Raw genomic sequence first — 22,762 nt, 5'->3', positions numbered from 1 at the left:
AACACCACGACGCGGGCCGGGCCGGGGAGCCTGCGGGCAGAGGTGGTCCGTGCGACCCCGTCCCCCTGCGCGCGTTGCCGGTGCGGTGCGGTGCGGTGCGGTGCGCTGCGTGCGTTCAGCCGTGGTCGCCGTGGTGGTGATCCACGAGGCGGGTGAGCAGGTCGATCAGGTTCTGCCGGTCGGCCGTGGGCAGCGGGGCGAGGAACTCGTCCTGGGCGGCGGCGAGCAGCTCATCGAGATGGGTGAGTTCCTTTCGGCCTGCCGGGGTGATGGTGATGACGTTGCGCCGGCGGTCCTCCGGGTCGGGTGCGCGCTCCAGGAGCCGCCTTTCCGCGAGGTCGTTGACCGTCGCCACCATGTCGCTGCGGTCGATGCCGGTGCGGCGGCCGAGGTCGGCCTGGCTGGCCGGACCGTACTCCTCCGCCGCCGCCAGCAGGGCGTAGTGGTAGCGCCGGGCGCCGGCCCGGACCAGCTCTTGGTCCACGATCCGGTTGGCGGCCAGCGCCGCCTGGTTGACCAGCCTGCTCGACAGCGCGCGCAGCCGCTGCGGCGTCCCATGTTCCGTGTCCACGGACGCAATGTAACAACTTGTTGGCCGCACCCACGATCGAGCTTATGGTGGGTCAAGCCAACGTTGGAGCAACCAACGATGTGGGATCGTGGACCACGTCGACCGTCATGGGATCACCGACCCCGTAACCATGGAGCCATCACCATGATCAAGCCGTTCCGCATCGACATCCCCCAGGCTGACCTCGACGACCTGAACGACCGGCTCTCCCGCACCCGCTGGCCCAACGAGATCGCCGACGCCGGGTGGGACTACGGCTTCCCGCTGGCGCGGCTCAAGGAACTGGCCGACCACTGGCGTACCGGGTACGACTGGCGCGAGCACGAGGCCGCGCTCAACGAACTTCCGCACTTCACCACCGAGATCGACGGCCAGAACGTTCACTTCGTCCACGTCCGGTCCCCGAGAGCGGACGCACGCGCGCTGATACTCACCCACGGCTGGCCCGGGTCCTTCCTGGAGTTCCTCGACGTGATCGGGCCGCTGGCGCGCGACTTCCACCTGGTGATCCCGTCCATCCCGGGCTACGGCTTCTCCGGGCCGACCCACGAGCGCGGCTGGGACATGGTCCGGATCGCACGGGCCTGGGCGGAGCTCATGCGGCGGCTCGGGTACGAGCACTACGGCGCGCAGGGCGGCGACTTCGGCTCGGGCATCTCCATGGCGCTCGGCGCGGTGGCGCCCGATCAGGTGGTCGGCGTGCACGTCAACTACCTGCCGACCCGGCCGGACCCGGACGCCGGCGTGGACCTGTCCGAGGAGGACGAGGCCCGGCTGGGCAAGGTCAGGCGGATGATGGCGAACCGTCCGCCGTACCAGGCCCTCCAGGCCGCCACCCCGCAGACCATCGGCTACGCGCTGACCGACTCGCCGGTCGGCCAACTGGCCTGGATCGCCGAGCGCTTCGCCCAGTGGACCGACCCCCGTACGCCGATCAGCGACGAGCGGATACTCACCGACGTATCGCTGTACTGGCTGACCGCCACCGCGGCTTCCTCGGCGCGACTGCACCGAGAGGCGGCGCGGCGGACCGAGCTGTGCCCGGTGCCGGTCGGCGTGGCGGTGTTCGCCCACGACATCACGCAGTCGGTGCGACCGCTGGCCGAGCGGTTGTACGACATCAGGCACTGGTCGGAGTTCGACCGCGGCGGTCACTTCGCGGCGATGGAGGTGCCGGAGCTGTTCGCCGGGGACGTCCGGGAGTTTTTCCTCAACCGCGTCGCGTAGCCGCAGGGCTTCCCCCCCCGGTCCGCCTCACCCGGCGACCGCCGGGGCGTCGGGCGGGTGAGGCGGAGGGGCGGCCCGTGCTCGCGGGGCGGTGGGCGGGTGCGCTGCCAGGGCCACATCGACGCTTGACCTCAAGCGAACTTGAGCTCATAGGTTCCCTTTCAGAGCCGCAGGAACCGACCGGCGGCACCTTTTCCAGGGGATTCGCCATGACCGCGCGCACCGCCCACATCGAGATCCCCGACCGCTACCGCTATGCCGTGATCCCGCACATCATGGTCGATGACGCCGCTGCGGCGATCGATTTCTACCAACGGGCGTTCGGCGCCCGTGAGGACTTCAGAATCGATGCTCCGGGCGGCGGGGTTCTCCACGCCGAGATCACCATCGGACGGTCGGCGCTGATGTTGGGCGACTCCAGCGCGGACGAGACGGAGACCGCCTCCTTCGCCGCGCCGACCTCGCTCGGCGGAGGCACATCCGTCACGCTGCATGTCTTCGTGCCGGACGTCGACGCCCTGGCGGAGCGCGCCCAGGCCGCCGGCGCCGAGATCCTCCAGCCGCCGAAGGACATGTTCCACGGTGACCGCACCGTCATCCTCAAGGACCCTTCGGGTCACGTGTGGGTGTTTCTGACCCCTGTGGAAGACGTCTCGGAAGAGGAGATTCGGCGCCGCCTGACCACCGCCGGGTGACCCGGTCGCCGTGGGCGCGGTGACCGGACCGGATAACGGGACTCCGTGCAGTTCAGCCCCGTCGCGAAAGGAGCGCGAAAAAGATTCGGGCGGCGTGTCGATCCACCCCGGTCCCGTTCGTCGTCATCGTGTAGGGCGACCCGCACGGCGGGCGCGACACACAGGCGAGAAGGAGCCGACCATGAAGTACATGCTGCTGATCCACAGCGGGGCCGTCGACGAGCAGGGCGGCGCGCCCCAGTGCACCGTCGAGGACTGGATGGCCTACGACAAGGCCGTACGCGACGCCGGAATCCACGTGTCCGGAGAGTCGCTGGCCGACCTGGTGACCGCGACCACCGTGCGGGTCTCGCCTACGGGGGAGCGGACCGTGACGGACGGGCCGTTCGCCGAGACGCGGGAGCTGCTGGGCGGGTTCCTCGTGATCGACGTGCCCGACCTCGACGCCGCCCTCGACTGGGCCGCGCGCTGTCCCGGCTCGCGGGACGGCGGCTCGGTCGTCGTCCGGCCGGTCGCGGACTTCGGGGCCTGAGAGCCGTGCCGGGCGAGGGTGTGCCCCCGGGGGAGGGCGAGTCCCCACGGGAGGAGTCCCCGGGGGAGGAGTCCCCACGGGAGGAGTCCCCGGGGGAGGAGTCCCCGGGGGAGGAGTCCCCAGGCGAGGAGCCGTCGGGGGAGGGGCCCTCGGGGGAGGGTGTGTCACCGCGCGAGGGCCGCGTGGCCGCCGAGGCCGTCGAGGCGGTGTTCCGGGAGGAGCGCGGGCTGCTGCTCGCCTCCCTCGTCCGCCGGTTCGGGGACCTCGACCTGGCCGAGGAGGTGACGTCCGAGGCGATCGAGGCCGCGTTGCGGCACTGGCCCGCCGAGGGCGTCCCCGACCGCCCCGGGGCCTGGCTGCTGACTACGGCGCGGCGGCGGGCGGTGGACCGGCTGCGGCGCGACCAGGCGTACGCGGCCCGGCTCGCCGTCCTCCAGGCCGACGCGGAACGGGCCGAGGCCGTCGCCCCCGCGGCCGACACCGCCGCGATCGGTGAACTCCCCGACGACCGGCTCCAGCTGTTCTTCACCTGCGCCCACCCCGCCCTCGCCGCCGAGGACCGCACCGCACTGACCCTGCGGTGCCTCGCCGGGCTCACCACACCGGAGGTGGCGCGGGCGTTCCTCGTGCCGACGGCGACCATGGCCCAGCGCATCGTGCGGGCCAAGAAGAAGATCCGCGAGGCCCGGATCCCGTTCCGGGTGCCCGGCCCCGACGAACTGCCCGAGCGGCTGCCCGGAGTCCTCCAGGTCGTCTACTCGGTCTTCACGGAGGGGTACGCGGCCAGCTCCGGGCCCCGTCTCCAGCGGCTCGACCTGGCCGAGGAGGCGATCCGGCTGGCCCGGATACTGCACCGGCTGCTGCCCGCCGAGCGGGAGAGCGCCGGGCTCCTCGCGCTGCTGCTCCTCGTCCACGCCCGGCGCGACGCGCGGACCGGGCCGGAGGGCGAGCCGGTGCTCCTGGCGGACCAGGACCGGGGGCGCTGGGACCGGCCGATGATCGAGGAGGGCCGCGCCCTGGTCGTCCGGGCGCTGACCGGCGGGCCGGCCGGACCGTACGGGGTGCAGGCCGCCATCGCCGCCCTGCACGACGAGGCGGCGGACGTGGCGGCCACGGACTGGCCGCAGATCGTGGCCCTGTACGACGTGCTCCTCACGCTCACCCCGTCCCCCGTGGTGGCGTTGAACCGCGCCGTGGCGGTGGCGATGCGGGACGGGCCGGGGGCCGGTCTCGCGCTGCTCGACGCGTTGGCGGGGGAGCCCCGGCTGCGGGCGTACCCGCCGTACGTCGTGGCGCGGGGGGACCTGCTCGGCCGGCTGGGGCGGGACGTGGAGGCGGCTGCCGCGTACCGGGAGGCGCTGGAGCTCGCGGGCACCGAGCCGGAGCGGGCCGCGTTGCGCCGGAAGCTGGGGGAGTAGGGGGCGTTCACTGTTCCGGGTGCCGCCTCGGCCCGAAAGCGCATTCCGGAGCCGCTCTCCTGTCGATCTCCGTCCGCCCCGACGGGATGCGATGGCCGGAACCATCGTCTTGACCCGGTCATGACATGAGTTCATCCTGTGTCCGTCGCACAGCTCCACCCCCCACCCGACGGACCCAGGAGATGCCAGCATGCGACTCGTCACCGCACGGAGATCCCGGCCGACGAAGACCCGGCGCAACGCCGCCCTGACCATCCTGCTCGCCCTCGCCCTCGCGGCCCCCGCCACCGCCATGGCGACCGCCGAGACCTCGGCCCCGAACGCGGCCGTCGCCGCGGACGAGCAAACGCTCCAGTACGAGATCACCGGGCGCACCACCCCTGCCGCCCGCACCGACATCGCCCGCGCGGGCGTCTCGATCGACGAGGTCCACGACCACGGCGTCGTGATCACCGCTGACGCCGCCCAGGCCCGGAAGCTCCGGGCGCGCGGCCACGTACTGGCGGCCCTGCCCGCCCCGGACGCCGAGCCGCGCGCGGCGGACGGCGTGAGCGCCCTCGACTTCCCGCCCGCCGACTCCCGCTACCACAACTACGCCGAGATGAACGCGGCGATCGACGCGCGCATCGCCGCGAACCCCTCGATCATGAGCAAGCGCGTCATCGGCAAGACCTACCAGGGCCGCGACGTCATCGCGGTCAAGGTCAGCGACAACGTCGCCTCCGACGAGGCCGAACCCGAGGTCCTGTTCACCGCCCACCAGCACGCCCGCGAGCACCTGACCGTCGAGATGGCGCTCTACCTGCTCCGCGAACTCGGCCAGGGCTACGGCTCCGACTCCCGGATCAAGCGGGCGGTCGACGGCCGGGAGCTGTGGATCGTGCCGGACATGAACCCGGACGGCGGCGAGTACGACATCGCCTCCGGCTCGTACCGCAGCTGGCGCAAGAACCGGCAGCCCAACTCCGGCTCCAGTGCGGTCGGCACCGACCTCAACCGCAACTGGGCCTACAAGTGGGGCTGCTGCGGCGGCTCCTCCTCCAGCCCCTCGTCCGAGACCTATCGGGGGGCGGCCGCCGAGTCCGCGCCCGAGACGAGGATCGTGGCGGACTTCGTGCGCAGCCGGGTGATCGGCGGGAAGCAGCAGATCACGGCGGCCATCGACTTCCACACGTACAGCGAACTGGTGCTGTGGCCCTTCGGCTACACGTACAACGACACCGCCCCCGGCATGACCGCCGACGACCGCAACGCGTTCGCGGCCGTGGGCCGGAAGATGGCGGCGAGCAACGGGTACACCGCCGAGCAGTCCAGCGACCTGTACATCACCGACGGGTCCATCGACGACTGGCTGTGGGGCTCGCAGAAGATCTTCGGCTACACCTTCGAGATGTACCCGCGCTCGGCGTCCGGCGGCGGCTTCTACCCGCCCGACGAGGTCATCGAGCGCGAGACGTCCCGCAACCGGGACGCGGTGCTCCAACTGATCGAGAACGCGGACTGCATGTACCGGTCGATCGGCAAGGAGGCGCAGTACTGCTCCTGACGGGGCGCCGGCAAGAGCCACGTCGCCGGCCGCGAAATCCTGACATCCTCAATTCTTCACGTCTCCTCAAGTCCACCGGGTCTATTCGGCGTCGTGCCGCAGGCGTGTGCGTTCGAACTCGTCCGCGTCCGCTGTCCAGGGGCCGTGCTCTTCGAGTGCGGCGCAGCCGCCCCGGACGAAGGCGCTCACCAGCTTCCGGTACCCGCTGATCCCGTCGGCCCGGCCGTACTCGACCAGGTACTCCGGATCCGATCCGTCCTCGGCCTCGCGCGCGGTCGTTATCCGGGCGATGGAGTCCGTGCGGAACTGGAGCTGGATCCCCTCGCCCATCTCCTCGTCCTCGATGGTGAACACTTGGTTGTTCCCGGTGGAGCGGTCGCCGACGAACTCCCAGAACTCCGCGGTGGCGGTGCGGGGGTGGTCGCGGAGCCACTTCTTCTCGGCACCCTTGTCGTCGGTGAACGACAGGGCCGTCTTCCTCGCACTCCCACCGGAGCCGGCGTGGCTGCCGGCGGTCTCCTCGTCGTCCTGCATGGGGGTGTTCCTGGCGCGGTCCGCGGCCTCCGAGCACATCAGGAAGCTCACGGTACGCACCGCGTCATCGACGAGCTCGGGGTGTGCACGGCGCACGGCCGCCTCGACCGCCGCCGCCATCCTGTTCCAGTCGCGTTTGTCCGTGGCGCGCTTTCCCCCTCGCGGGTCACGGCTGATCCGCATCCCGGCGCACGCCTGCTCCGCGGTAGCGATCACACGCATGACCTTCCCCAGCAGTGCGGGATCGACGGCATCGGGTATCCGCTTGGGAACCGTCGCGCCGTACAGGTACTGGCCCGTGTAGGTGAGTATCGCGGCGTCGAGTGGAGCCAGCACTGTTCCGCGCTCGGCGCGACGGCGGTCCGCGTGGTACTTCTCAGCCCGCTTCCCGTCGGACGTCTCCGTCGCCGCGCGCACCGCCGCGCAGACCTCACCGCGTTCGAGCAGACCGATGTCGGCCCCATGGGAGATGAGCCGGCCCCTGTCCCACGGGATGCGCTGGAAGAGCGCCTCCACATCCGCCGGCGTGCCGAGCAGGACCGGGTCCAGGAGCGCGACCGCGGCGTCCTCGTCGAGCCGGCCCCCGGTTCCCGCGGCGTCGCACAGCGGAAGGACCGCACTCCACAACAGCAGGTGTCTGCCCAGGTCCTCCCGGATCACCGCAAGATGGGCTTCACCGATCGGGAACGTGAACGTACGAGGGTCATGGTTGGCATCGGCCCCGGCACCGAGCATGAGCTTCAGCTCGCCGCCCTCGCGGATCACCTTCGGGATCCAGCCGCTCCCGCGCGTGAAAACGATGTCTCTCATGGGCCCAGTCTTCCCCACCGGACAGCCCCGGACTTGACCTTCGACGTGCGCCGTCGAACGGTGCGTCGTACTTGATCAATCGGTTCGGTAGTGCTTCAGGCCCCCGATCCCCCGATCCCGCGGGCCCGCACCGGAGCTTCAGGTCACGTCATGGACGCTGTGCTCGCCGAGATCCGGGGCGTGCCGGGCGACCGTACGGTAGTCGAGGTCGTCATGGAGGACCGTCAGGCCGTGATGGGCCGCCGTGGCGGCGATGAGGAGGTCCACGGCGGAGGCGCTGCGGTGCTGCCCGGCGCGTGCCATACGGTGCTGGACCGAGACGACCCAGCGTCCCGCGCTCTTCGGCACGGAGACGTCCGGGTAGAGGTCGGTGAACATCTCCACGATCTCGTCGTACTCGCGTGCGCTCCGGGCTCCGTACAAAAACTCCGCTCGCTGCGGATAGCAGGAGGCGATCGTCCCGGCCTCGATCGCATCGGACCACGCCGACTGCAGAGAGTTGTCGGAAAGCAGCCGGACGAGGCCCGAGGTGTCGAGCAGGTAGATCACCGGCCGTCCTTCTCCGCCCGATGCCGCCGCTCGGCGTCCTCGACAGCACCCCACTCGCGCGCGCGCTCGAAGTGGCGGCCGATCCGCGCCGCACGCTCCTGCTGCTCCGCGTAGAAGCGCAGGGCGAGGTTGACGGTCTCCTTCTTCGTCCGGGCCTTGGACAGGGCCATCGCCCGTTCCAGGGCTTCATCGTCTATGTCGATCTGGGTCACTGACATGTCCGGCCGCCCCTCGTGTGGGTCATGTACAAGAAATTGTATGCGACCAACATTCCTCTCGCGAGGCGCTTGCGGCCTTAGGGTGCCGCTATGTGCGGAATCGTGGGTTATGTCGGTATGCAGTCGGCGCAGGACGTCGTCGTCGCAGGACTCAAGCGCCTCGAATACCGGGGCTACGACTCGGCGGGTGTCGCCGTTCTCGCGGACGGCGGGCTGGCCGCCGCGAAGAAGGCGGGCAAGCTCGTCAATCTGGAGAAGGAGCTCGCCGCCCGGCCCTTGCCGGCCGGGCGGACCGGGATCGGGCACACCCGCTGGGCGACGCACGGAGCGCCCACCGACGCGAACGCCCACCCGCATCTGGACAACGCGGGCCGGGTCGCCGTCGTGCACAACGGGATCATCGAGAACTTCGCGGCTCTGCGCCGCGAGCTGACCGGACGCGGCCACGCCCTGGAGTCGGAGACGGACACCGAGGTCGTCTCGCATCTGCTGGCCGAGGCGTTCTCGGCCGGCGGGGACCTCGCGGAGGCGATGCGCCAGGTGTGCCGGCGGCTGGAGGGGGCCTTCACCCTGGTCGCCGTGCACGCGGACCAGCCGGACGTGGTGGTCGGCGCCCGGCGCAACTCACCGCTCGTCGTGGGCGTGGGGCAGGACGAGTGGTTCCTCGCCTCGGACGTCGCCGCCTTCATCGCGCACACCCGGTCCGCCGTCGAGCTGGGCCAGGACCAGGTCGTCGAGCTGAGCCGCGAGGGCGTCGTCGTCACCGGGTTCGACGGGGAGCTCGCCGAGGTGCGCGAGTACCACGTCGACTGGGACGCGTCCGCCGCCGAGAAGGGCGGCTACGCCTCCTTCATGCTCAAGGAGATCGCCGACCAGCCCCGGGCCGTCGCCGACACCCTCCTCGGCCGGGTCGACGGGGAGGGCGCGCTCCACCTCGACGAGGTGCGCATCCCGGCCGCCGATCTGCGCGAGGTGGACAAGGTCGTCATCGTCGCCTGCGGAACCGCCTTCCACGCCGGGATGATCGCCAAGTACGCCATCGAGCACTGGACCCGGCTGCCCTGCGAGACCGAACTCGCCAGCGAGTTCCGTTACCGGGACCCGATCCTGGACCAGCGCACCCTCGTCGTCGCCATCTCCCAGTCCGGCGAGACCATGGACACCCTGATGGCGCTGCGGCACGCCCGCGAACAGGGCGCGAAGGTGCTCGCCATCTGCAACACCAACGGCTCGACGATCCCGCGCGAGTCCGACGCCGTCCTCTACACGCACGCCGGGCCCGAGGTCGCCGTCGCCTCCACCAAGGCGTTCCTCACCCAGCTCGTCGCCTGCTACCTCGTGGCGCTCTACCTCGGCCAGGTGCGCGGCACCAAATGGGGCGACGAGATCCGTACGGTGGTGCGCCAGCTCTCCGCGATCTCCGGCGAGGTAGACCGGGTCCTGGGGACGATGGAACCCGTGCGCGAGCTGGCCCGGTCCCTCGCCCACCACGACACCGTGCTGTTCGTCGGCCGGCACGTCGGCTACCCGGTCGCCCTCGAAGGCGCGCTCAAGCTCAAGGAACTCGCCTACATGCACGCCGAGGGCTTCGCGGCCGGCGAGCTGAAGCACGGGCCGATCGCCCTCATCGAGGAAGGCCTCCCGGTCGTCGTCATCGTGCCGTCACCGCGCGGCCGTTCGGTCCTCCACGACAAGATCGTGTCCAACATCCAGGAGATCCGGGCCCGGGGCGCGCGCACCATCGTCGTCGCCGAGGAGGGCGACGAGGCCGTCGTCCCGTACGCCGACCACCTCATCACGGTCCCCGCAACGCCTACGCTGCTTCAGCCGCTGGTCGCCACCGTGCCCCTCCAGGTCTTCGCCTGCGAGCTCGCGACGGCCCGCGGCAACGAAGTGGACCAGCCGCGCAACCTGGCGAAGTCCGTGACCGTGGAGTGACCCGGGACGCGCCCGGGCGACGAGGTGACAGGGGTGGGTTCGTGATCATTGGGGTCGGCATCGACGTGGCCGAGATCGAGCGCTTCGGCGCGGCGCTGGAGCGTACGCCCCAGCTGGCCGACCGGCTCTTCGTCGGAAGTGAGCTGACTCTGCCCAGCGGCGAGCGGCGCGGAGTCGCCTCGCTCGCCGCCCGGTTCGCGGCGAAGGAGGCCCTGGCCAAGGCGCTCGGCGCACCCGGCGGGCTGCTCTGGAGCGACGCGGAGGTCTGGGTCGAGGAGAGCGGGCAGCCCCGGCTGCGGGTACGCGGCACGGTCGCCGCCCGCGCCGCCGAACTGGGCGTACGGGGCTGGCACGTCTCGCTCAGCCACGACGCGGGGGTGGCGTCGGCGGTGGTCATCGCCGAGGGGTGAGCCTCGTGGTCCCACGGGGGCCGTCGCACACGGGTGGGCCGCGAGGTGGGCATACGGCATACGGGTGGCCCGCGAGGTGGGCGTACGGGGTACGGGTGGCCGCCCCGAAAGGTGGGCGTACGGGGTGCGAGTGGCTCCCGCGCGGTGGGCGTACGGCGTACGGGGGTGGCGTCGGCCCCCGTGATCGCGGAGGGTTGGACCCATGCGACGTGCCTACAGCGTGGAGACCGTACGGGCCGCCGAGGCCGCCCTCATGCAGCGGCTGCCGGAGGGCGCCCTGATGCAGCGCGCCGCCGCCGGGCTCGCCGTGGCCTGCGGCGACCTGCTGCGGCGCAACGGCCGCGTGTACGGGTCCCGGGTCCTGCTCCTGGTCGGCAGCGGCGACAACGGTGGCGACGCGCTGTACGCGGGCGCCCGCCTGGCCCGGCGGGGCGCGGGCGTCCGGGCCCTGCTGCTCGCCCCCGACCGGGCCCACCCCGGCGGCCTCGCCGCGCTGCTGGCGGCCGGGGGACAGGTCGTCGACGGGCCGGACGGGCTGGGCGTGCTCGACCTCGTCGTGGACGGCATCACCGGCATCGGCGGGCGCGGCGGGCTGCGCGGGGACGCCACCGCGCTGCTGCACACGGTGACCCGGGACCGTACCCCGGTCCTGGCCGTCGACCTGCCGAGCGGGGTGGAGGCCGACACCGGGGAGGTGCACGGCGACGCGGTCCGGGCGGACGCGACGGTCACCTTCGGCACCTACAAGCCCGGCCTCCTGATCGACCCGGCCGCCGAACACGCCGGGGCCCTGCGGCTGGTGGACATCGGACTCGGCCCGGAACTGCCCGAGCCACCGGACCTGGAGGCCCTCCAGTACGCGGACGTCGCCGCGCTGCTGCCGGCGCCGGGCCCGGAGAGCGACAAGTACCGGCGCGGGGTCGTCGGCATCGTCGCCGGGTCCGAGCGCTACCCGGGCGCCGCGGTCCTCGCGGTCGCGGGCGCGCTGCGCGGCGGGGCCGGGGCCGTGCGGTACGTCGGACCGGGCGCGGACGCGGTGATCGCCCGCTACCCCGAGGCGCTGGTGCACGCCGGGCCGCCGTCGGAGGCCGGACGCGTGCAGGCCTGGGTGGTCGGGCCCGGGCTCGGCGACGGGCGGAGCGCGGCGGCGGCCGTCGCCGAGGTGCTGGCCGCCGACGTCCCCGTGCTCGTGGACGCGGACGGGCTGCGGCTGCTGGACGCGGAGACCGTACGGACCCGGACCGCCCCCACCGTCCTGACCCCGCACGCGGGCGAGGCAGCGGCCCTGCTCGGAGCGGCCCGTGAGGAGGTCGAGGCCGGGCGGCTCGCCGCGGTGCGCGAACTGGCCGCCCGCTACCGCGCCACCGTGCTCCTCAAGGGCTCCACGACCCTGATCGCGGAGGCCCGCGACACCCCGGTGCGGGTCAACCCGACCGGCACGTCCTGGCTCGCCACGGCGGGCAGCGGCGACGTGCTCTCCGGTCTCACCGGGTCCCTGCTCGCGGCCGGACTCGCCCCGCGCGACGCCGCCTCCGTGGGCGCGTACCTGCACGGGCTCGCCGCCCGGCACGGCTCGGACGGGGCCCCGGTCTCCGCGCAGGACGTCGCGGACGGCATCCAGGCCGCCTGGCGCGACGTGCGGGCGGGGTGAGGAGGGGGCCATGCTGGAAGCCCCGGCAGAAGGGCGGTCCTGGCAGTGAGTGAACCCGTACGCGTACGCAGGGTCTACGACCCGCCGGAGGACGGCGACGGCACGCGGGTCCTCGTCGACCGGCTCTGGCCCCGGGGCGTCTCCAAGGAGCGGGCCGCGATCGACGTATGGCTGAAGGACGTCACCCCCTCGGACGAGCTGCGCTCCTGGTACCACCAGGGCGGCTCCGGCGCGCGCCACGACACCTTCGTCGAGCGCTACCGCACCGAACTGGACGACCCGGCGCACACGGAGGCCGTCGAGCGGCTCGTCGGCCTGGTGCGCGAGGGCGGTCCCGTCACGCTCATCACCGCCGTGAAGGACGTGGACGACAGCCATGTCCCGGTCCTGGTCGACCACCTGACCCATGCGAGGAAACGGAAACGTACGTAACGTACATAAGGTTGGATATCGGCGCGCACCGCCGGGGAGGCGGCCGACGCCTCTGAGAGACTGGGCGCGATGAACGAGACAGCGTCCCTGAGAGCCCGTGCCGAGATCGACCTCGCCGCGCTGCGCGCCAACGTGCGCGTCCTGCGCGAGCGTGCGGCCGGGGCGCAGCTCATGGCCGTGGTGAAGTCCGACGGTTACGGGCACGGGGCCGTGCCCTGCGCGCGAGCCGCCCGCGAGGCCGGGGCCACCTGGCTGGGGACCGCGACCCCGCAGGAGGCCCTCGCGCTGCGCGCGGCCGGACTCGGCGGCCGGATCATGTGCTGGCTGTGGACGCCCGGGGGCCCCTGGCGCGAGGCGATCGAGGCCGATATCGACGTGTCGGTCAGCGGCAGGTGGGCGCTGCGCGAGGTCGTCGCGGCCGCCGACGCGGCCGGCCGGCCGGCCAGGATCCAGCTCAAGGCCGACACCGGCCTCGGCCGCGGCGGCTGCCAGCCCGCCGACTGGCCCGAGCTGGTCACCGAGGCGCTGGCTGCCGAGCGGGCCGGACGGCTGAAGATCACCGGCCTCTGGTCCCACTTCGCCTGCGCCGACGAGCCGGGCCACCCCTCGATCGCCGCCCAGCTCGGCGTCTACCGCGACATGGTGGCGTACGCCGAGAAGGAGGGCGTGGAGCCCGAGGTGCGGCACATGGCCAACTCCCCGGCCACGCTCACGCTCCCCGAGGCGCACTTCGACCTCGTGCGGACCGGTATCGCGATGTACGGCATCTCGCCCTCCCCCGAGCTGGGCACGCCCGCCGACTTCGGGCTGCGGCCCGTGATGACGCTCGCCGCCTCCGTCGCCCTGGTCAAGGACGCCCCGGCCGGACACGGCGTCAGCTACGGCCACCACTACACGACGACCGCCGAGACGACCCTCGGCCTGATCCCCGTCGGCTACGCGGACGGCGTCCCGCGCCACGCGTCGGGCACGGGACCCGTCCTGGTCGGCGGGAAGGTGCGCACGGTCGCGGGCCGGGTCGCCATGGACCAGTTCGTCGTCGACCTCGGCGGCGACCGGCCCGAGGCGGGCGCCGAAGCGGTGCTGTTCGGCCCGGGCGACCGGGGCGAGCCGACCGCGCAGGACTGGGCGGAGGCCGCCGGGACCATCGCGTACGAGATCGTCACCCGCATCGGCTCTCGGGTGCCGAGGGTCCATGTGAACGGGACGGCCGACGACCTGGCCCGGGGCGTGTCGCGGTGAGCGGGAGCAGCGCGGGGGCCGCCGCCGCCGACGCGACCGCGACCGTGGCAGCCGCGGGCGCGGCCGGCTGGCGCCGGGCCGGGATCGCCGGGGCGGCGATAGGAGTGCTCGCCGCCGGCGCGGCGGCCGGGGTCGCCGTCGAGCGGCTCACCGTCGGGCGCGGCATGCGCAAGAAGGCCCGCCTCGCACTGGACGCCACCGGGCCCTACGGCTCGCTGCGCGGCACGCCGGGCCGGGCCGTCGCCGACGACGGCACCGAGCTGTACTACGAGATCGACGAGGTGGAGGACGAGGCGCCCGGCGTTCTTGAGGGAGACGCCACCGGCCCCCGCCGTCGCCGGCTCTTCGGGCGCAAGGCCCCCGCCCCGGTCACCGTCGTCTTCAGCCACGGCTACTGCCTCGGCCAGGACTCCTGGCACTTCCAGCGGGCCGCCCTGCGCGGCCTCGTACGCGCCGTCTACTGGGACCAGCGCAGCCACGGCCGCTCCGGACGCGGCCGGGCCCAGGCGGACGGGGTGCCGCTCGGCATCGACCAGCTCGGCCGCGACCTGAAGGCGGTCATCGACGCGGCGGCCCCCGAGGGTCCGCTGGTGCTGGCCGGGCACTCCATGGGCGGCATGACGATGATGGCGCTGGCCGACCGGTACCCGGCCCTGATCCGCGACCGGGTCGCCGCCGTCGCCCTGGTCGGCACCTCCAGCGGCAAGCTCGGCGAGGTCAACTTCGGGCTGCCGGTGGCGGGCGTGAACGCGGTGCGCCGGGTGCTGCCCGGGGTGCTGAAGGCGCTCGGCTCGCAGACGGAGCTGGTGGAGAAGGGGCGGCGGGCCACGGCCGACCTCTTCGCCGGGCTGATCAAGCGGTACTCGTTCGGATCGCGGGACGTGGACCCGGCGGTCGCCCGGTTCGCGGAACGGCTGATCGAGTCCACCCCGATCGATGTGGTCGCCGAGTTCTACCCGGCCTTCACCGAGCACGACAAGAGCGGTGCGCTGCCCGCGTTCCGGGACGTGCCCGTGCTGATCCTGGCCGGGGACAAGGACCTGGTCACCCCCAGCTCGCACAGCGAGGCCATCGCCGACGTGCTGCCCGACGCCGAGCTGGTGATCGTGCCGGACGCCGGGCACCTGGTGATGCTGGAGCACCCGGAGACGGTCACCGACCGGCTGGCCGACCTGCTCGTACGCAGCGGCACCGTGCCGGGCGCTAACGTTGGCGGACATGGAAGCACCGCACAGCGGCCCGGCCGCTGAGACCGTTCCGGGGACAGCGGGGACGACCGCCCCCGAGCCCGCCGGGGCCGTACCCGAGGCCGTTCCCGAGGCCGTGACGGTGACGCTCACCGTCACCTCACCCGAGCAGATGCAGGACCTGGGCCGCCGGCTCGCCCGGGTGCTGGCCCCCGGCGACCTGGTCATGCTCACCGGGGAGCTGGGCGCCGGGAAGACGACGCTGACCCGGGGGCTCGGCGAGGGCCTCGGCGTGCGCGGCGCGGTCACCTCGCCCACGTTCGTCATCGCCCGCGTCCACCCCTCGCTGACCGGGGGCCCCGCCCTGGTCCACGTCGACGCCTACCGGTTGGGCGGCGGGCTCGACGAGATGGAGGACCTGGACCTGGACGTGTCGCTGCCGGAGTCCGTGGTGGTCGTGGAGTGGGGCGACGGCAAGGTCGAGGAGCTGGCCGACGACCGCCTGCGGGTCCTCATCGACCGCGCGACGGGCGACACCGACGACGAGCGGCGCGAGGTGACCCTGGTCGGCATCGGGACGCGCTGGGCGGGGCTGCGGGCGGATCTGTCGTAACGCGGCCGGATCTCCGACACCGTCAGTCAGGCCTCCGACGCGGCCGATTCTCCGGCACCGTGCGTCCTGCGACGCCGTCCGTCTTCCGACACCGTCCGCCGTCCGCCGCCGTCCTTCACGGAACCTTCCCGACAGTGCGTCGGTAAACTGTTGCGCGGGGGCCCGTGGTCGTGGTCACATGGGTACGAGACGTGGTTAGGTCTGCCTAACCACGCCCTCCATCGGAGCACCAAGGAGGCAATCCATGCCGACGCCCGAGCGCGCAGCGCAGCCGCGACCGACTCCGTCCGCCGTGTCGATGAAGGACCTGCTGGCCTCGTGCGCCGCGGCCACCGCGGTCTCCACCCCGCCGAGCGAGGCCCCGGATCCATCCGCCGCCGCCGCGGCGGACCGGGACCGCGACGAGGAGAGCGTCCACGGGAGCGCCGTCCGGGAGCGGGCGGCGTAGGAGCCTCCTGGGCCGCCCTACGGGACGACGACGACCTTCGCGCCGACCGTCGCGAAGGTCCACATGGCGTTGCCGTCCGCGCGCTTCATCCGGACGCCGCCGGTCTTCGACGTCGGGTCCGGGCTGGCCATCGAGCCGTCCTGCGCCGCGCTGAAGCCGATCGCCACCTCGTCCACGTTCGCGAAGCGGACCACGTGCTCGATCGGGACGCCGTCCGAGCCCTGGACCGTGCCCGAACGCGAGGTGACCTTGTGGACCCCGGGGGGCGGGCTGACGGGGCTCGGCATCACGGTGAAGGTGCGGATCGCCTCGTCGGACTCGTCGACCAGCCACACCCGGCGGTCCTTCAGCGCGTACACGACGCGCTCGCCCGAGCCGGACGCCGCCGGGACCGCCAGCGGGTCGGCCGTGGGCTTCGGCTTGGCGGAGGGCTGGGCCGAGGCCGAGGCGGTGGGCTTCTTGTCGGGCGTGGACGCCACCGAGGCAGGGGCGTTCGCCGAGGCCTGGTAGGCGAGGAAGGCGACCGCGGCGACCGCCGCCGCAGTGAGCCCGGCCACGATTCCCGAGCTTCCCCTAGCCACCGTGAAATCCCCTTTCGACTGCCGTTGCCGCATGTCGTACAAGCGTTTACGTCGTACCCGCGGATACCCGGTGACGGTAGCAGCAGGGACGGGGCGGGCCGGGACGCCGTACGGACGCCGTAACGCCGTCGGCGGAGCCGTAGGCTGTTTGCGTGCTCTTGCTCGCCATGGATACCGCCACGCCCGCCGTCACCGTCGCCCTGCACGACGGCACGTCCGTCATCGCCTCCTCGGGACAGGTCGACGCCCGCAGGCACGGGGAGCTGCTGCTCCCCGCCGTCGACCGGGTCCTCGCCGAGGCCGGGACGGGACTCGACGCCGTGACGGCCGTGGTCGTGGGCGTCGGCCCCGGCCCGTACACCGGCCTGCGGGTCGGCCTGGTCACCGCCGCCACCTTCGGCTCCGCCCTCTCCGTGCCGGTCCACGGAGTGTGCACCCTGGACGGCCTCGCCTACGCCGCCGGACTGGAGGGCCTTGAGGGGCCGTTCGCCGTGGCGACCGACGCGCGCCGCAAGGAGGTCTACTGGGCGCGGTACGAGGACGCGCGCACCCGTTCGGGCGAACCCGCCGTCGACCGGCCCGCCGACATCGCCGGGGCGCTGGCCGGGCTCCCCGTGGTCGGTGCGGGCGCGGTGCTCTACCCGGACGCCTTCCCGGACGCGCGCGGCCCCGAGCACGTCGCCGCCGGGGCGCTCGCCGGACTCGCCGCCGAACGCCTCGCCGCCGGACAGGAGCTCCTGGAGCCCCGGCCGCTCTATCTGCGCAGGCCCGACGCGCAGGTCCCGAAGAACTACAAGGTGGTCACCCCCACGTGAGCACCGCCACCGCCGCCGTACTGCGCGAGATGCGCTGGTGGGACATTGCGCCGGTGCTCGACCTCGAACACGCGCTGTTCCCGGACGACGCCTGGTCGCCCGGGATGTTCTGGTCCGAGCTGGCCCACGCCCGCGGTCCCGGCGCCACCCGCCACTACGTCGTCGCCGAGGACCCCGCCACCGGGCGGATCGTCGGCTACGCCGGGCTCGCCGCCCTCGGCGACCTGGCCGACGTCCAGACGATCGCGGTCAGCCGCGAGGCGTGGGGCACCGGCCTCGGCTCCGAACTCCTCGCCGATCTGCTGAAGGCCGCCACCGACTTCGAGTGCGCCACGGTCCTCCTGGAGGTCCGGGTCGACAACACCCGGGCGCAGAGGCTGTACGAGCGCTTCGGCTTCGAGCCGATCGGCTTCCGGCGCGGCTACTACCAGCCGGGGAACATCGACGCCCTGGTCATGCGCCTGACCATGCAAGAGCAAGCAGTGCACGAGCACGAGCACGCACCAGAGACCGGGACTGAATGATGGCTGTCGACGAACCCCTCGTACTCGGCATCGAGACCTCCTGCGACGAGACCGGCGTGGGCATCGTGCGCGGTACGACCCTGCTCGCCGACGCGATCGCCTCCAGCGTCGACACCCACGCCCGCTTCGGCGGCGTCGTCCCGGAGATCGCCTCCCGCGCCCACCTGGAGGCGATGGTCCCCACCATCGAGCGCGCCCTGAAGGAGGCGGGCGTCAGCGCCCGCGACCTCGACGGGATCGCCGTCACCTCGGGCCCCGGCCTCGCCGGAGCCCTGCTCGTCGGCGTCTCGGCCGCGAAGGCGTACGCGTACGCGCTCGGCAAGCCGCTCTACGGGGTCAACCACCTCGCCTCGCACATCTGCGTCGACCAGCTGGAGCACGGCCCGCTGCCCGAGCCGACGATGGCCCTGCTGGTCAGCGGCGGCCACTCCTCGCTCCTGCTGGCCCCCGACATCACCAGCGACGTCCGGCCGCTCGGCGCGACGATCGACGATGCGGCGGGCGAGGCGTTCGACAAGATCGCCCGGGTGCTGAACCTCGGCTTCCCCGGCGGCCCGGTCATCGACCGCCTCGCGAAGGAGGGCGACCCGGCCTCGATCGCGTTCCCGCGCGGTCTGACCGGTCCGCGCGACGCCCCGTACGACTTCTCCTTCTCCGGGCTCAAGACCTCCGTCGCCCGCTGGATCGAGGCGAAGCGCGCGGCGGGCGAGGAGGTGCCGGTCCGTGACGTGGCGGCGTCCTTCCAGGAGGCCGTGGTGGACGTGCTCACCCGCAAGGCGGTCCGGGCCTGCAAGGACGAAGGCGTCGACCACCTGATGATCGGCGGCGGCGTCGCGGCCAACTCCCGGCTGCGCGCCCTGGCCCAGGAGCGCTGCGAGCGGGCCGGCATCCGGCTGCGGGTGCCGCGCCCCGGGCTCTGCACCGACAACGGGGCGATGGTCGCGGCGCTCGGCGCGGAGATGGTCGCCCGCAACCGCCGCCCCTCCGACCTGGAGCTGTCGGCCGACTCCTCGCTGCCCGTCACGGAGCCGCACGTGCCGGGGGCCCACCCTGAGCACACGCATGACCACGTGCACGAGATCAGCAAGGACAACCTGTACTCATGAGCGCCGCGACCATCGTCCTGATGTGGGAGGCCCGCGCCGTCGAGGGCCGTGGCGGCGAACTCCTGGAATGGGCGCGGGCACGGGCCGCCGAGCTGGCCCGCGAACCCCACCGCAGCGAACTGCTGCGCGCCCCGCAGGACCGGGTGCTGGTGATGACGTGGTGGCAGGGCGCTTCGTACGGTGACGACCTCCCCGAACTCCCCGAGCCCGACGCCGCCCTGATCACCCGCCCGGTGCACCGCTGGCGCTTCGAGGCGGTGGGCTGAACGCGCGGGGACCGGGCGGGGACCGGGCGGGGGGCGGGCGGGGGGCGCCGCGACCCTGCGTCCCGGCGGCCGGGTCCCGTGAGGCCTTCGCGCCCCGCGTCCCGCGCCTGAGCGGCCCGCCTCAGGCCTTCGCGTCCCGTGACTGAGTGGCCCGCCTCAGGCCTTCGCGCTCCGTGACTGAGTGGCCCGGTCAGGCCTTGGCGCCCCGCGTCCCGCGCCTGAGCAGGCCGTCCACGATCGCGTGGAGCTCCTCGACGGTCTCGTAGTCGGCGGCGTACTCCCGCCAGCGGTCCTTGACCTCGGTGAGCCGGGGCAGCTCCGCCGCGTCCTGCTCGGTGACCATCTCCGGGAAGAACTCCCGGCGCGACGGGTTCTCCGCCCGGCGGGCCGCCGCCCTGCGGAAGACCAGGTCCCCGTAGACGTAACTCCAGACCGTCCGGTACGCCCGCACCGAGCGGGCCGGGGAGAGGCCGCAGGCGAGCGCGCAGTCGATGATCTCCTCCACCATCCACAGCGCGTTGCGGTCGGTCAGCTCGCCCAGCGCCAGGATGTCCAGCACCCAGGGGATCCGGCCGATGACGTCGTGCATGTGCGCGGCCACCGCCACCAGCCGCTCGCGCGGGTCCTCGGGCAGCTCCGGGCGCGGGAACGCCGCCGCCGTCCCGGACAGGGTGAGCATCAGCAGCTCGTCCTTGTCCTGCACGTAGTGGTAGAGCGCCATGGGGGTGCTGCCCAGCTCCTTCGCCACCCGCCGCATGGACAGGGCGGCCACGCCCTCCTCCTCGACGATGCGGCGCGCGGTGGCGACCATAACCTCCGGGTCCAGCCGCCGGGGCCGCCCTACGGGCCGTCCCGCCGGCCGTCCCGTGGGCTGCCCGGACGCGTCCGGTTTGCCGCCCGTCACCGGATTTTTCATCTTCTTTGTCTTCTCGGTCTTCTCGGTGGCTGACACCTGGGCATTCTCTCCTTCCGGGGCCCTGCTCCGGTCCGCCGCGGGACCCTCCCGATGCAGCGGCGCCTATTTTCTATACGCGTATGATAATTTCCGGTCGAGGGAAGCGCGAAGCGAAGGGGACGTCATGGACGGCGCGGGGAAGAGCGGGACGGGAAGAGGTCCCGAGGGCGGGGCGACGGGCGCGGGGGCTGCCGGGGGCGCGGGGGAGCGGCACGCGCGGTGGCTGCTGGTGGTGGCGCTCACGGTGCAGTTCCTGGTGTCGCTGGACATGTCCGTGGTGAACGTCGCGCTGCCCGACATCCGCAGCGACCTCGGCTTCAGCGGGGAGGGGCTGCTGTGGGTCGTGAACGCCTACGCCCTCGCCTTCGGCGGGCTCCTCATGCTCGGCGGCCGGCTCGCTGATCTGGCCGGTCCGCGCCGGGTCCTGACGGCGGGTCTGGTGCTCTTCGGTCTGGCCAGCCTGGCCGGCGGGCTCGCGTGGTCGCCCGGGTCGCTGGTGGCGGCGCGGGCCGTCCAGGGCGTCGGCGCGGCGGCCCTCGCCCCGGTGGCGTTCGCTCTGATCACCCTCGCCTTCCCGGCCGGGCCCGCCCGGTCCCGGGCGCTCGGGCTGTGGGGCATGGCGGGCGTGGCGGGCGGCGCGGTCGGGGTGCTGGCGGGCGGGGTGCTCACCGATGCGACGGGCTGGCGGTCCGTGATGCTGGTCAACGTGCCGATCGTCGCCTTCGCGCTGGCCGCCGCCGCGCGCACCGGACCCTTCGGCGGGGGGCGGCGGCCCGGGGCGCGGCTGGACGTGGCCGGGGCGCTGCTGGTCACGTCCGGGACGACGCTGCTGGTCCTCGCTCTGGTGCGGACCTCGGACCACGGCTGGGGCTCGACGGTCACGCTCGCCTCCCTCGGCGCCGCGGTGATCCTGCTGGCCGCCTTCGTCGCCGTCGAACTGCGGACCGCGTCCCCGCTGCTCCGGCCCGGCCTGCTGAGGGGGCGGCCGGTGCTGACCGCGAACCTGTTCTGTCTGCTGCTGGCCTCGGCCCAGTTCGGCGCGTTCTACTTCGTCTCGCTCTACATGCAGCTGGTCCTCGGGTTCGGGCCGACCGCCGCCGGGGTCGCGTTCCTGCCGTTCTGCGGGGGCGTCGTCGCCGGGTCGATCCTCGCCACCCGAGCGGTCGCCGCGCTCGGCATCCGCCGACTGATGACGGTGGGCGCGACGCTGGCCGCGCTCGGTATGGCCTGGTTCGCGGCGACCGCCACGGTCGACGGCGGCTTCCTCGTCTCCATCCTCGGCCCGTCGCTGCTCTGCTCCTTCGGCATCGGGCTCTGTTTCGTGCCGCTCGGCACGGCCGCGACGACCGACGTGGCCACCGGCGAGACCGGCATGGCCTCCGGGCTGCTCAACAGCTCGCGGCAGGTCGGCGGCTCGCTCGGCCTCGCGGTCCTGGTCACCGTCGCCGCCCGGGTCACCGGCGGCTCCACCGGGCGCACCGAGCTGTCCTCGGGGTACGCGGCCGCGTTCTGGGCCGCCGCGGGACTTCTGGCGGCAGCCGCGCTGGCGGCGCACGTCCTGCTGCCGGCGGAGCGGCAGGCACTCGACGGGCCGACGGGCGCCGAGCGTGACCGGGGCGCCGAGCGGGAGGGCGACGCCGCGCGGGAAGCGGGCCCGGGGCGTGTCCGATGAGTTCGGGCGGCGGACCGGGTCTACCTTCCACGACGTCCGGACCCTCCGGCCCGGACGGGTGGACGGCCCGACGAGGAGAAGACCATGCAGAAGATCACCCCCTGTCTCTGGTACGACGGCAAGGCCAAGGAGGCGGCCGAGCACTACGTCGCGATCTTCGGCGGGGACTCCCGCATCCTGGACGTCACCCACTACGGCGAGTCCGCCCCGGGCGAGACGGGTTCCGTGCTCACCGTCGCCTTCCGGCTCGCGGGCCAGGACTACGTGGGGCTCAACGGAGGGCCGCAGTTCCCCTTCACCGAGGCGATCTCGCTCTCCGTGGACTGCGCCGACCAGGCCGAGGTGGACCGGTTCTGGGACGCGCTCTCCGAGGGCGGCGAAGAAGGCCAGTGCGGCTGGCTCAAGGACAAGTACGGGGTCTCCTGGCAGATCGTGCCGAACGAGCTGCCGCGCCTGCTGGCCGACCCGGACCCGGCGAAGGCGGACCGGGCCATGAAGGCGATGCTCGGCATGGGCAAGCTGGACATCCAGGCGCTGCGCGACGCCTGAACGGGCGCGGGGCCGCAGGAGCTTGGGCCGGTAGGCGGTCGCGGGAGCTCGGGCCGGTGGACGGCCGCCGGAGCTTGAGCCCGCACGCGGCCGCGACGGCCCGATGAGCCGCGCGCGCGGACCCCGTGGCCCGGTCGGTAGTGTTCCGCGCATGCCACGCCGTGCCATGCTCCCGCCGCCTCCGCCGCCTGCCGAGATCCGCTCCTGGCCCGACCGTGAGGCGCTGCTCGCCGACCGGGCGGTGGTCCTGGGCGAGCTGGTGAGGATGCACGT

25 protein-coding genes are annotated in these 22,762 nt (G+C 73.2%); 19 read left to right on the top strand and 6 right to left on the bottom strand.

What is annotated here, in order from left to right; translation table 11 throughout:
* Positions 1-115 precede the first annotated feature (115 nt).
* The gene (locus tag N7925_RS13225) at positions 116-571 is read right to left on the bottom strand and encodes a MarR family winged helix-turn-helix transcriptional regulator (RefSeq protein WP_265599852.1); all 456 of its coding nucleotides are present in this window, start codon (positions 569-571) and stop codon (positions 116-118) included.
* A gap of 144 nt (positions 572-715) precedes the next feature.
* On the opposite strand from N7925_RS13225, the gene N7925_RS13220 reads away from it, so the two are divergent.
* From N7925_RS13220 to N7925_RS13200, 5 genes are all read left to right on the top strand, one after another.
* On the top strand, positions 716-1,798 hold the full coding sequence (locus N7925_RS13220; protein WP_265599851.1) for an epoxide hydrolase family protein: 1,083 nt from the start codon (positions 716-718) through the stop codon (positions 1,796-1,798).
* A 209-nt stretch (positions 1,799-2,007) separates the two neighbouring features.
* A complete protein-coding gene (locus tag N7925_RS13215; RefSeq protein WP_265599850.1) occupies positions 2,008-2,493 on the top strand; it encodes a VOC family protein in 486 nt (161 codons plus the stop codon).
* Positions 2,494-2,674: 181 nt separating this feature from the next.
* The gene (locus tag N7925_RS13210; protein ID WP_018960234.1) at positions 2,675-3,025 is read left to right on the top strand and encodes a YciI family protein; all 351 of its coding nucleotides are present in this window, start codon (positions 2,675-2,677) and stop codon (positions 3,023-3,025) included.
* Positions 3,026-3,186: 161 nt separating this feature from the next.
* Positions 3,187-4,443, top strand: a complete 1,257-nt coding sequence (locus N7925_RS13205) for an RNA polymerase sigma factor (RefSeq protein ID WP_265599849.1) — start codon at positions 3,187-3,189, stop codon at positions 4,441-4,443.
* 190 nt (positions 4,444-4,633) lie between these two features.
* Entirely contained in the window at positions 4,634-5,989 is a 1,356-nt protein-coding gene (locus N7925_RS13200) for a M14 family metallopeptidase (protein WP_274343964.1), read from the top strand.
* 81 nt (positions 5,990-6,070) lie between these two features.
* On the opposite strand, the gene N7925_RS13195 is transcribed toward N7925_RS13200, so the two are convergent.
* The 3 genes from N7925_RS13195 to N7925_RS13185 all read right to left on the bottom strand — a co-directional run bounded on the left by N7925_RS13195 (position 6,071) and on the right by N7925_RS13185 (position 8,100).
* Positions 6,071-7,333 (bottom strand): DUF6357 family protein, encoded by a 1,263-nt coding sequence (locus N7925_RS13195; RefSeq protein WP_274343963.1) that lies wholly within the window; start codon positions 7,331-7,333, stop codon positions 6,071-6,073.
* A 138-nt stretch (positions 7,334-7,471) separates the two neighbouring features.
* A complete protein-coding gene (locus N7925_RS13190) occupies positions 7,472-7,882 on the bottom strand; it encodes a PIN domain-containing protein (RefSeq protein WP_274343962.1) in 411 nt (136 codons plus the stop codon).
* Positions 7,879-8,100 (bottom strand): type II toxin-antitoxin system VapB family antitoxin, encoded by a 222-nt coding sequence (locus tag N7925_RS13185; protein ID WP_265599845.1) that lies wholly within the window; start codon positions 8,098-8,100, stop codon positions 7,879-7,881. The genes N7925_RS13190 and N7925_RS13185 overlap by 4 nt, the downstream gene beginning before the upstream one ends.
* 90 nt (positions 8,101-8,190) lie before the next feature.
* On the opposite strand from N7925_RS13185, the gene glmS reads away from it, so the two are divergent.
* The 8 genes from glmS to N7925_RS13145 all read left to right on the top strand — a co-directional run bounded on the left by glmS (position 8,191) and on the right by N7925_RS13145 (position 16,021).
* Positions 8,191-10,038 (top strand): glutamine--fructose-6-phosphate transaminase (isomerizing), encoded by a 1,848-nt coding sequence (gene glmS, locus N7925_RS13180; protein ID WP_274343961.1) that lies wholly within the window; start codon positions 8,191-8,193, stop codon positions 10,036-10,038.
* 41 nt (positions 10,039-10,079) lie between these two features.
* Positions 10,080-10,448, top strand: coding sequence for a holo-ACP synthase (locus N7925_RS13175; RefSeq protein WP_103507544.1), 369 nt, complete (start codon positions 10,080-10,082; stop codon positions 10,446-10,448).
* A gap of 202 nt (positions 10,449-10,650) precedes the next feature.
* Positions 10,651-12,099, top strand: coding sequence for an NAD(P)H-hydrate dehydratase (locus N7925_RS13170; RefSeq protein ID WP_265599843.1), 1,449 nt, complete (start codon positions 10,651-10,653; stop codon positions 12,097-12,099).
* A gap of 39 nt (positions 12,100-12,138) precedes the next feature.
* Positions 12,139-12,531, top strand: coding sequence for a DUF488 domain-containing protein (locus N7925_RS13165; RefSeq protein WP_274346452.1), 393 nt, complete (start codon positions 12,139-12,141; stop codon positions 12,529-12,531).
* Positions 12,532-12,600: 69 nt separating this feature from the next.
* A complete protein-coding gene (gene alr / locus N7925_RS13160; RefSeq protein ID WP_274343960.1) occupies positions 12,601-13,773 on the top strand; it encodes an alanine racemase in 1,173 nt (390 codons plus the stop codon).
* Entirely contained in the window at positions 13,770-15,023 is a 1,254-nt protein-coding gene (locus tag N7925_RS13155; RefSeq protein WP_274343959.1) for an alpha/beta fold hydrolase, read from the top strand. The genes alr and N7925_RS13155 overlap by 4 nt, the downstream gene beginning before the upstream one ends.
* On the top strand, positions 14,992-15,573 hold the full coding sequence (gene tsaE, locus N7925_RS13150; RefSeq protein WP_274343958.1) for a tRNA (adenosine(37)-N6)-threonylcarbamoyltransferase complex ATPase subunit type 1 TsaE: 582 nt from the start codon (positions 14,992-14,994) through the stop codon (positions 15,571-15,573). The genes N7925_RS13155 and tsaE overlap by 32 nt, the downstream gene beginning before the upstream one ends.
* A gap of 244 nt (positions 15,574-15,817) precedes the next feature.
* The gene (locus tag N7925_RS13145; protein ID WP_265599839.1) at positions 15,818-16,021 is read left to right on the top strand and encodes a hypothetical protein; all 204 of its coding nucleotides are present in this window, start codon (positions 15,818-15,820) and stop codon (positions 16,019-16,021) included.
* A 17-nt stretch (positions 16,022-16,038) separates the two neighbouring features.
* Here the strand turns inward: N7925_RS13145 and N7925_RS13140 are convergent, their stop codons facing one another.
* Entirely contained in the window at positions 16,039-16,635 is a 597-nt protein-coding gene (locus N7925_RS13140) for a hypothetical protein (RefSeq protein ID WP_265599838.1), read from the bottom strand.
* A 134-nt stretch (positions 16,636-16,769) separates the two neighbouring features.
* Between N7925_RS13140 and tsaB the strand changes: the two genes are divergently transcribed.
* Genes tsaB through N7925_RS13120 form a run of 4 tightly spaced genes read left to right on the top strand, consistent with a single transcriptional unit; the run spans position 16,770 to position 19,313 of the window.
* On the top strand, positions 16,770-17,417 hold the full coding sequence (gene tsaB, locus N7925_RS13135; protein ID WP_274346451.1) for a tRNA (adenosine(37)-N6)-threonylcarbamoyltransferase complex dimerization subunit type 1 TsaB: 648 nt from the start codon (positions 16,770-16,772) through the stop codon (positions 17,415-17,417).
* Between the two features lie 29 nt (positions 17,418-17,446).
* Complete coding sequence (rimI, locus tag N7925_RS13130; protein ID WP_274346450.1) at positions 17,447-17,941, top strand: ribosomal protein S18-alanine N-acetyltransferase; 495 nt, start codon at positions 17,447-17,449, stop codon at positions 17,939-17,941.
* Positions 17,941-19,047 (top strand): tRNA (adenosine(37)-N6)-threonylcarbamoyltransferase complex transferase subunit TsaD, encoded by a 1,107-nt coding sequence (gene tsaD / locus N7925_RS13125; RefSeq protein WP_265599837.1) that lies wholly within the window; start codon positions 17,941-17,943, stop codon positions 19,045-19,047. The genes rimI and tsaD overlap by 1 nt, the downstream gene beginning before the upstream one ends.
* Positions 19,044-19,313, top strand: coding sequence for a hypothetical protein (locus N7925_RS13120; RefSeq protein ID WP_265599836.1), 270 nt, complete (start codon positions 19,044-19,046; stop codon positions 19,311-19,313). Before tsaD ends, N7925_RS13120 begins: the two co-directional genes overlap by 4 nt.
* A gap of 190 nt (positions 19,314-19,503) precedes the next feature.
* Here N7925_RS13120 and N7925_RS13115 read toward each other — a convergent pair whose 3' ends face one another.
* Positions 19,504-20,265: a TetR/AcrR family transcriptional regulator gene (locus N7925_RS13115; protein WP_265599835.1), complete on the bottom strand. Its 762-nt coding sequence runs from the start codon at positions 20,263-20,265 to the stop codon at positions 19,504-19,506.
* 127 nt (positions 20,266-20,392) lie between these two features.
* Here N7925_RS13115 and N7925_RS13110 point away from each other — a divergent pair, with 127 nt between their 5' ends.
* Positions 20,393-21,940, top strand: a complete 1,548-nt coding sequence (locus N7925_RS13110; RefSeq protein WP_274343957.1) for an MFS transporter — start codon at positions 20,393-20,395, stop codon at positions 21,938-21,940.
* Between the two features lie 84 nt (positions 21,941-22,024).
* Positions 22,025-22,489 carry a VOC family protein gene (locus N7925_RS13105; RefSeq protein ID WP_265599833.1) on the top strand — a complete coding sequence of 155 codons (465 nt, stop codon included), beginning with the start codon at positions 22,025-22,027 and terminating at the stop codon, positions 22,487-22,489.
* Positions 22,490-22,762 lie beyond the last annotated feature (273 nt).

Source organism: Streptomyces sp. CA-278952, assembly GCF_028747205.1.
Taxonomy (GTDB): Bacteria; Actinomycetota; Actinomycetes; order Streptomycetales; family Streptomycetaceae; genus Streptomyces.
The sequence above is the reverse complement of the archived record's forward strand: the minus strand, read 5'-3'. Positions and strand labels throughout refer to the sequence as shown.

Bases quoted from the DNA above. Each gene is read 5' to 3' on its own strand.
- N7925_RS13210 (WP_018960234.1), top strand. From the start codon at position 2,675: ATGAAGTACATGCTGCTGATCCACAGCGGGGCCGTCGACGAGCAGGGC.
- N7925_RS13215 (WP_265599850.1), top strand. From the start codon at position 2,008: ATGACCGCGCGCACCGCCCACATCGAGATCCCCGACCGCTACCGCTAT.
- rimI (WP_274346450.1), top strand. From the start codon at position 17,447: ATGCGCTGGTGGGACATTGCGCCGGTGCTCGACCTCGAACACGCGCTG.
- N7925_RS13170 (WP_265599843.1), top strand. From the start codon at position 10,651: ATGCGACGTGCCTACAGCGTGGAGACCGTACGGGCCGCCGAGGCCGCC.
- N7925_RS13120 (WP_265599836.1), top strand. From the start codon at position 19,044: ATGAGCGCCGCGACCATCGTCCTGATGTGGGAGGCCCGCGCCGTCGAG.
- N7925_RS13220 (WP_265599851.1), top strand. From the start codon at position 716: ATGATCAAGCCGTTCCGCATCGACATCCCCCAGGCTGACCTCGACGAC.
- tsaB (WP_274346451.1), top strand. From the start codon at position 16,770: ATGGATACCGCCACGCCCGCCGTCACCGTCGCCCTGCACGACGGCACG.
- tsaE (WP_274343958.1), top strand. From the start codon at position 14,992: ATGGAAGCACCGCACAGCGGCCCGGCCGCTGAGACCGTTCCGGGGACA.
- N7925_RS13145 (WP_265599839.1), top strand. From the start codon at position 15,818: ATGCCGACGCCCGAGCGCGCAGCGCAGCCGCGACCGACTCCGTCCGCC.
- N7925_RS13140 (WP_265599838.1), bottom strand. From the start codon at position 16,635: ATGCGGCAACGGCAGTCGAAAGGGGATTTCACGGTGGCTAGGGGAAGC.
- N7925_RS13185 (WP_265599845.1), bottom strand. From the start codon at position 8,100: ATGTCAGTGACCCAGATCGACATAGACGATGAAGCCCTGGAACGGGCG.
- N7925_RS13110 (WP_274343957.1), top strand. From the start codon at position 20,393: ATGGACGGCGCGGGGAAGAGCGGGACGGGAAGAGGTCCCGAGGGCGGG.
- N7925_RS13200 (WP_274343964.1), top strand. From the start codon at position 4,634: ATGCGACTCGTCACCGCACGGAGATCCCGGCCGACGAAGACCCGGCGC.
- N7925_RS13195 (WP_274343963.1), bottom strand. From the start codon at position 7,333: ATGAGAGACATCGTTTTCACGCGCGGGAGCGGCTGGATCCCGAAGGTG.
- N7925_RS13105 (WP_265599833.1), top strand. From the start codon at position 22,025: ATGCAGAAGATCACCCCCTGTCTCTGGTACGACGGCAAGGCCAAGGAG.
- tsaD (WP_265599837.1), top strand. From the start codon at position 17,941: ATGGCTGTCGACGAACCCCTCGTACTCGGCATCGAGACCTCCTGCGAC.
- alr (WP_274343960.1), top strand. From the start codon at position 12,601: ATGAACGAGACAGCGTCCCTGAGAGCCCGTGCCGAGATCGACCTCGCC.
- glmS (WP_274343961.1), top strand. From the start codon at position 8,191: ATGTGCGGAATCGTGGGTTATGTCGGTATGCAGTCGGCGCAGGACGTC.